This window comes from Bradyrhizobium oropedii, assembly GCF_020889685.1.
Taxonomy (GTDB): domain Bacteria; phylum Pseudomonadota; class Alphaproteobacteria; order Rhizobiales; family Xanthobacteraceae; genus Bradyrhizobium; species Bradyrhizobium oropedii.
Genome location: NZ_JACMYO010000290.1, coordinates 1 through 7,505, shown reverse-complemented (window position 1 = coordinate 7,505; position 7,505 = coordinate 1). Strand labels below are relative to the sequence as shown.

Here is a 7,505-nt window from a genome sequence, read left to right as displayed (position 1 = left end):
ACCACCGTCGCCGGAGATGGCGGCACAGACTTTTGAGGACTGGCTATCAAGTGCATCCCAAGGCCATCCACATCTGGCTGCTCCAACCATCATACTGGACCAAGAGCGCTTACGTTGCTGCCGCCGACTCGGCAGACGTCATAATTTTATTTTCCGGAGTGGCAATTTTCAGTCTCAACCGAGGAAGTTCCGGACGTGGTCCAGTTGTGCATTGGCCGTCCAATGCCTCATGACAGACTAGAGCGAGCGGTCCACCGTGGCGGCGACTGTCGTTACCAATCGCTTCTCCTCCAACAAGCGCCCAGCTGATTGAGGGAGGAATCGATGTTGGTCGCTGTTGTCGGAGCCGGGATTATGGGCGCGTCGCTAGCGCTTCATCTCGCCGGGAACGAATTGACGGTATTGCTGTTTGATGGTGCCGTCCCCGGCTCTGGAGCGACCGGATCAAGTTTCGCGTGTTTAAGCTTCTTCGCCGGGGCGACGCCGGACTACATGCAATTCAGGTCCGAAGCCCTTGACTACCACGTGGAACTTGCACGCCAGAATTGGTCTGGCAGACACCATCAGAGCGACGGGAACATTACGTTGGTCAACCGACTCTACTCAAGTTAAAAAACTGCTTCAGGCCGCCGGCGTGGCCGAGGGATTAGGAAGGCGCGTTGAGTACCTTTCACGAATTGATGCATTGAACCTCGAGCCCAATCTTTAGACTCCCTTCTTCATAGAAGAGAGATAGTGGTAATGGGCCTTTTCAAATCATCGGACAAAGAAAACCGGTGCAGCGCGATATTGACGCCGTAACCGCAAACCGCGATCGCCTGTCGGCGACGCTCACTGAAGCAGAACAGGCTACGGCGCGCCATACTGCTTCGGCGAAGCGAGCCGCGCTCACCGGCGATGAGACCGAACTCGATCGCTCGGAAGCGTCGTTGCGCGTGGCACAGGATCGCACTGCCTCGCTGAAGGCCGCTATCGGCGAAGTGGATCAGAAGTTGGCGAACCTTGAACACACCAAGGTTGAGCTCGCAGATCGTAAGCTGCGTGCGCAGACGGCTGCCGAGATCGAGCTCGTGGTCCGTGAGATGGCTGAGGCCAGTGCGGCATTCGATGCAGCCGCTGCTCGGCTTTTCGAAAGCACGACACGCGCTCTTCCATGTCTCTGGGAGGTTCGCGGTCTCGATGACTTCGTGAATGTGGCTCTGGCTCAAGTGCCCCGGTCCGTCGAGTTGGTCGGCACGATGCTTCGGGCGTACGCCGATGCGGTGATCGCGGGTAACGCACCGGCCACGCTGCCGCGCCCTGACCAGGCGTCGGCTCAGGTGCCCGCGCCTGCCCAACCGCCCGCCCTCACTTCACCTATCGTCCGGTCACGGAGGGAAAGCCGACCTTCAGAGGCGCCGTCGCGAGCTCAGTGCTGTAGTCACTGACGAAGGGGCTATCTACATGAAGAGGAAATTCGCACCGCCTGGTGCAGAACCGCACCGAATCTTACGAAGAACAGATGGCTGGTGCGGCGATCAGGCTGATATGCCGAACTCGGTCGCGCGAGAGATTGCGTCTGCGTTGCCGGCTCTGAAAGGCCGTACGGAGATTGATCGTATTCGCGCTCGAATGACGGCGCGCCAGATGATTTTCTATCGCAAGAAGAAGATAGTTGCTGAGTGGCGAAAGCGATTTGGTCTTCGCACTCGATGATTGCGGGTGCTGATGGGTTAGGACTTGGATCGGAGGCGCGGCGGATGTACCCGCGTCCTCCGATCTCGAATGGCTCCGGCACAACAGTGCTGGGGCCATTTTCTTGGCCGCCCCGCTATCGTCCTCGCAAGGGCTGCCGATGGAGTGCTAGCTTCTGGTTAGTTCTACAACTTTTGCTCTAGCGACCTAATAGGCTCTTTGTGCTTCGATACCCTCCGGCCGAATGAACCGATGATGGGGCATTCCTTGGGCGGAGAGCGCGTCGAACGGCGACTAGCAGCAGTCCTGGCGGCAGATATCGCCGGGTATAGCCGTTTGATGGGAGCCGACGAGGAAGGAGCGCTCGCCAGGCTGAAGGCCCTTAGAAGGGCCGTGGTCGATCCCGGCATCACGTCCCATCGAGGCCACATCGTCAAGACGACTGGTGACGGCATGCTTGTTGAGGTCGTAAGCGCTGTCGATGCCACACGCTGCGCAGTCGAGGTTCAACGTGCCATGGTCGAGCAGAACGCCTCGATGCCGAAGGATCAGGTAATCCAATTCCGGATTGGTATTCATGTCGGCGACATCATTGGCGATGATGACGATATATTCGGCGACGGCGTAAATATTGCAGCTCGATTGGAGGGCATTTTGGAGCCGGGCGGCATTTGCATTTCCAATGATGCCTATCGGCAGGTCCGCGGCAAAGTCGAGCTTGCCTGCGATGACGTAGGTTTGCAGGTTCTAAAGAATATTGCTGAGCCCTTGCACGCGTGGCGAATTAGCCCTCCTGGATCAGTGATGGCACCAGCGCATTCGACTGCCCGTCCACAAGGCGCTTCAGCTTTCGGACAAGCCATCCATAGCAGTGCTGCCCTTTCAGAATATGTCTGGCGACCCTGAGCAGGACTACTTCGCTGAGCGCGCATTGAGAGGCATCGCCTTGGGAAGGCGCAACTGGACCTTCGCTGGTAGCCAGCGTGGCGCCGACCGTGCCGCCATCATGCTGATGATGATCACGACCTGTCGCCTCAACGACGTCGATCCCAAGGCCTGGCTCGCCGAGATCCTCGCCCGTATCGCCGATCTTCCCGCGTCGCGCCTGCACGAACTACTGCCCTGTTGGGATGGACGGCCTCCCAACGGCATCGCAATGTGCCAGAGTGAGTTCGTTGAAATTCTCAATCGAGGGAAACCGTCCGTGGAAAAGATTATCCGAATTGGCATGGATACGTCAAAGAGCGTTTTCCAGTTGCATGGCGTGAACGCAGCTGAGAAACCGATCCTGCGCAAGAAGCTCTCGCGTCGAGAGATGGTAAAGTTTTTCGAGAAGGCGGCGCCTACTACCGTTGCTCTCGAAGCCTGCGGTGGGGCTCACCACTGGGCAAGACTATTAACTTCCTTTGGGCACGAAGTGAAATTGATCGCGCCTCAGCTGGCCAAGCCGTATGTGAAGCGCGGCAAGAATGACGCGGCGGATGCAGAGGCCCTGTGCGAGGCGATGAGCCGACCCACCATGCGGTTCGTTCCAGTGAAAACCGCAGATCAGCAGGCAGCGCTGACGTTAGTTGGAATGCGAGAGAGGCTTATCCGCAATCGGACAGAGATGGCCAATGCCATTCGCGGCTTTGCCATGGAATTTGGTATCGTCGCGGCCAGGGGCATGTGCAGGATCGAACCGCTATTGGAGCGATTAGCGAATGATCAATCGCTGCCGGAGCTTGCTCGGGAGCTTTTTGCCATGCATGGTGATGAATATCGTGATCTGCTGTCGCAAATCAGGTCGGTCGAGAAAAAGCTAATGGAACTTCACCGCGCCGATGAATGCAGCAAGCGTCTTGCGAAAATTCCCGGTGTCGGTCCTGTTGGTGCGTCACTCTTGATGATGAAGACACCAGACCCTCGCATGTTTAAGTCTGGCCGCGATTTTGCCGCTTGGATAGGGCTCACACCCAAAGATCATTCGACGGCCGGCAAGGTCAGGCTTGGGGTCATCACACGTGCCGGCGACGAAATGTTGAGGAGCACATTGGTGGTCGGCGCGACCGCTCTTCTTCAGCATGTAAGAGCAGGTCGAAGCAGACATGCCTCCCGATGGCTTACCGACCTGCTGCAACGAAAAAGCCCCAAACTTGTCGCCGTGGCGCTTGCCAACAAGATCGCCCGCGTTGCCTGGAAGCTCATGGTGAGCGGTGAAACGTACCGGCGAATGGAGGAACAGCCAAAGGCTATATAGAGGATTGGCGACCACGGTGAGAACAGAAGCTACCGTGTTGCGCTGATGCTGTGAACTTGCATGAGAAGAGCAGATGGTGCGATCGATCGATCCAAAACTCGTGACACTCCGTCATTCCCAGTGGCCCTCCGAGGTCGCTGCCTTGTTAGGAACACGCGTTGCGGAACCCATCTTGGCCAGCGGTCATGTGCGACCGCATGCAAAGGCCGGACATATGGAGGCAAGCGATCCGTCAAATCACTGAACAATATCTTGCAAGGAGGGAGCCGTCCACATATGGGAATGGAAGCTCCTGCGCCAAGCCGATAAGCCCGCCGGTCAGCAGGCCGCCTGACCGTCACCCAACCGATCATAGAGCTCACTGTGCCCGCGCGCATGCGTCAATCAGGCGGTCTTCGTCGTACTTCGTCGTCTTACGATTACCCACATTTTTGAGTCAGAGTCTCGCTCCGGTTGCGATATCGATGAATCGCGATAGTCCGCGCCACATGATCAGATTCCCTGGTGGCGGATCGTTGGCGCGGGCGAGATAGCCGCCGAGCCTGGCGATCTTGATGAGATAATCCGCAATGACTTCGCGAGTGACAATCTTGAACTCGTCGCCCGTTCGCGGATGAAAGCCGAGGCCGTCGTAGAACTTATATTGGCCGCTTTCGCTTCGCCAATACCAAACCTTCGGAGCACCCGCGGTTGGTTCGAAGAAGCCGAACTTCTCTGGATCGTCTATCCGCAGAGGCGCTCGACGGACGACCTTGGCGGTTTGCTGGTTCCATGCTTGAACGACATCTGGGCTGACGGGCGTCAGCTCTCCTCCCGTTTGCGGATGGAAGCCCATAAGATCGAACAATTCGATCTGACTACGACCATTTTTGAAGTACCAAACAACCGGCTCACCCGTTGTCGGATCAAAGAAAGTCGGATTGGTCGAGGTGATTATCTTTGGCCTATGGCCGCTTCTGTATTGTTCAATCTTTTCGACTATTTGAGGTGTGAGGGGGCGACATTCGCGTCCTGTCTCGGGATCAATCCCGACACGGTTCAATGTCATAATGGTGGTGCGGGTCATTACGTAGCATTTCTCCGCTACGCCGTTCTTCCGAAAGTTCGCGTCAATGCGCCCAAGCAAGAGCGAATGTCCGATCACAAGTGCGAGGAAACCCCCGTAACCGATCCGGCGCTTCTGCTTAGAGAGTGAGAACCGCGACATTGAACCGGCCTGCCGTTTGCGTTACGGCGCTGCGCGCCTTTTCGATTGCGTTCACTTCTAGCCCCCGCGCCCGTATTATTACGGGTGCAAAAATTAATGTTCAACCGAGGATCTACGATAGGAGGTCAACCTCTGGATTGTCAAAAATCCCGCTGGCTAGCTCGTCTTCTTGCGACGAGAGGGCCAATCCCGGGGAAGGCTTTCCCAAACATGGCGAGACGAGCGCTTCTTTAATCTGCGGGTCGAAAGTCTGCCATCCGGTTTAGCCCGGGTACGCGTCTCGGCGTACTCGACAAAGCGGATGGCCGGATCGCTCTCTAGTTGGCAAATGCCTCGAGATTGCTTGCCAAAAAAGCCGTGGGGACACTATTGGGACACTAATTAGCCAACCGTTGACTTATAAAGTAAAATTTCGCGCCACCCTCTCCCACAAGGAGGGAAGCGAAATCTCCAAGAGGGCGCAGCCGGCCTAGCAAAGGACATGCAATCGTCCCTCGGGCTCCGCGCCGGCGGCTTCAGTTTCCATGGCATCGGCGGACAGCCGCATAAGATTCCCGTGCGCTGCCATGTAGCCGTGCCCTTCGGAGATGCCGAAACCGAGCCCGTCATCAAAGTGGATCGTGGCGTGGCGCAAGCCACTCCAGTCCGCCCCGATGAAGTGCGCCGAAGTTCCAACACACCCTTCTGGCCGCGTGTTCTTGCGACGACGTCGGTTGGACAGGAGGGGCTGGATTTTCACACATGGTGCTCGCATGTCGTTCATTGGGATCTCTCCTCCAATCCGCTCGACCTTGAGCAACGTGAAGGTCGCGTCCAGCGCTACGCGGGCCTGTCGGTCAGGCGAAGGCTGTCCGCGGAATTGCGCGACGAAGTCTAGAAAGATCCCGCCCTGGCCGACGGCTCGCCGTGGCGTTCCGTACAAAGACATGCGGAGCGTTTCGTCGATGCCAGCGGCCTTCGTCCTTGGTGGGTGCTCGACGGAGCTGAAATCCGCCGCCACGTCTTCGAGCGCCCCTTTGGGCGGGACATTGCGCGGTTCGCCCAACTTCGCGAGCAGCGAATGATCTATCGGCTGACCCTTGGACAGCCCAATCAGGAGGATTTCATCGACGTGTTGTCACGCGGGGGCGAGGCGACCCGCACGCTTTTGCAGCCACTCATCCTTGATTTGTCCGCGATGGGTCTTCGAACGAAGGCAATCCATGCCTCGGGTATTGATCAGAGCCCGATATCGATCGCCCGTCCTCCGGTCAGGAAGGGCGAAGATATGTCTGCGCGGCCACAGCCGGCCGAGGAGACGACCGTCGATCGAGCGATGCCTGACCGCACCGCTCAAACGTTTTAATGTTCCCGCGATGCGGCGATCGCCAGCGGGCTACCGCCGCCATTACAAGCGGAAGCCTGTCTTTATCAGTTGGCCGCGGCAAAAATTAATGCGCTGCTTCGAGGCGTCTTACAACGCTGTTTCCCGAACTTGGATGGAGTGCTGGCGTGAAGCGGAAGTTTGAAAGATTAGCCGCAGGTAGGACAGGGCATAGATCAAAGCCCCGACGCCGAAAAGTAACCACAAAATGGGCTGCCAAAACGGCACGTAGGTGGGATTTCCGTCGTAACGATAGGCCGTCTTGAAAACGTTCGGAAGACCATTCGCGGGCCAGAAATGTGCCCACACGCCAATCTCCTGCTTGCAATTCTCAGGACAGTTGAAGTTGCCATCGACCGTGAAGTAAAAATTGCCGTGCAGAAATGTCCCTTCGAGGATGCCAAGACCGATAAGGGGCAGCGCGACGAATAAGATCAGAGACCAGATCGCGACCATGCGGGCCCTATCCGATATCAGTCCGAGATCGGATTTGGTGACCACCCTATCGAACCAGGCCCCGCCCGTATGCCGCCTCGCAAAGGCCTTGGCCCACCACAAGGACCAGACACAGAGCGTAGCAACGACGGGAACACCGAGAAGAGCGACAGCATGAGCGTTGAGCGAAGACCAATCCAGACCAAGGATTTCGAGAATCTTGCCCGCTCCGGACTTCGCGCCGCGTGTCAGAAGAAATAGTGCAACGGTGCCTGAAAGCGTAAGCCGCGACGCCTTGCCCCACTGTTCGCGGAGCATTTCGTCCGGGCTTTTTTTATCGGCCATTGTAATCAAGCCCCCCTAGAAGCCCAGAGCTTTCCCGAGCTTCCTTATTTCATTGTTCGGGCCTGGCCCGTGCACAATATCGTGTGCGGCATTGTCGAGGGTTTTCCTAATTTCGTTGTTCGGTCCGGGCCCATGCTCGAGATCGTGGAGCGCATTCGTAAAGGCCTGGACGATCTCATTGTTCTTACCGAACTCCGCGCCTCCGAACAGAACTTTCATATCCGGATCGACCGATGGGCATG

General features: G+C 57.3%; 9 protein-coding genes and 1 pseudogene. 6 read left to right on the top strand and 4 right to left on the bottom strand.

The window, feature by feature from the left end:
* The first annotated feature begins 324 nt into the window (after positions 1 to 324).
* Positions 325 to 612, top strand: coding sequence for an FAD-dependent oxidoreductase (locus H8A95_RS44625; protein ID WP_376711768.1), 288 nt, complete (start codon positions 325 to 327; stop codon positions 610 to 612).
* Positions 613 to 719: 107 nt separating this feature from the next.
* On the opposite strand, the gene H8A95_RS40540 is transcribed toward H8A95_RS44625, so the two are convergent.
* Positions 720 to 1,208, bottom strand: coding sequence for a hypothetical protein (locus H8A95_RS40540; RefSeq protein ID WP_229171135.1), 489 nt, complete (start codon positions 1,206 to 1,208; stop codon positions 720 to 722).
* Positions 1,209 to 1,926: 718 nt separating this feature from the next.
* On the opposite strand from H8A95_RS40540, the gene H8A95_RS40535 reads away from it, so the two are divergent.
* From H8A95_RS40535 to H8A95_RS40525, 3 genes and pseudogenes are all read left to right on the top strand, one after another.
* A complete protein-coding gene (locus H8A95_RS40535; protein ID WP_229171136.1) occupies positions 1,927 to 2,580 on the top strand; it encodes an adenylate/guanylate cyclase domain-containing protein in 654 nt (217 codons plus the stop codon).
* Positions 2,581 to 2,593: 13 nt separating this feature from the next.
* Positions 2,594 to 2,806 (top strand): annotated as a pseudogene (locus H8A95_RS40530) (transposase domain-containing protein); the annotation flags it as partial.
* Positions 2,807 to 2,878: 72 nt separating this feature from the next.
* Positions 2,879 to 3,913, top strand: a complete 1,035-nt coding sequence (locus H8A95_RS40525; RefSeq protein WP_229171143.1) for an IS110 family RNA-guided transposase — start codon at positions 2,879 to 2,881, stop codon at positions 3,911 to 3,913.
* A gap of 436 nt (positions 3,914 to 4,349) precedes the next feature.
* Here the strand turns inward: H8A95_RS40525 and H8A95_RS40520 are convergent, their stop codons facing one another.
* Positions 4,350 to 4,979 carry a hypothetical protein gene (locus H8A95_RS40520; RefSeq protein WP_229171145.1) on the bottom strand — a complete coding sequence of 210 codons (630 nt, stop codon included), beginning with the start codon at positions 4,977 to 4,979 and terminating at the stop codon, positions 4,350 to 4,352.
* Between the two features lie 622 nt (positions 4,980 to 5,601).
* Between H8A95_RS40520 and H8A95_RS40515 the strand changes: the two genes are divergently transcribed.
* Together H8A95_RS40515 and H8A95_RS40510 are read left to right on the top strand one after the other, a co-directional pair.
* Complete coding sequence (locus tag H8A95_RS40515; RefSeq protein WP_229171137.1) at positions 5,602 to 5,997, top strand: C-terminal helicase domain-containing protein; 396 nt, start codon at positions 5,602 to 5,604, stop codon at positions 5,995 to 5,997.
* A gap of 183 nt (positions 5,998 to 6,180) precedes the next feature.
* A complete protein-coding gene (locus tag H8A95_RS40510; protein ID WP_229171138.1) occupies positions 6,181 to 6,465 on the top strand; it encodes a hypothetical protein in 285 nt (94 codons plus the stop codon).
* A gap of 108 nt (positions 6,466 to 6,573) precedes the next feature.
* On the opposite strand, the gene H8A95_RS40505 is transcribed toward H8A95_RS40510, so the two are convergent.
* Complete coding sequence (locus H8A95_RS40505; protein WP_229188111.1) at positions 6,574 to 7,263, bottom strand: hypothetical protein; 690 nt, start codon at positions 7,261 to 7,263, stop codon at positions 6,574 to 6,576.
* A 15-nt stretch (positions 7,264 to 7,278) separates the two neighbouring features.
* On the bottom strand, positions 7,279 to 7,505 hold a 227-nt coding region (locus H8A95_RS40500), incomplete at its 5' end, for a hypothetical protein (RefSeq protein ID WP_229188110.1).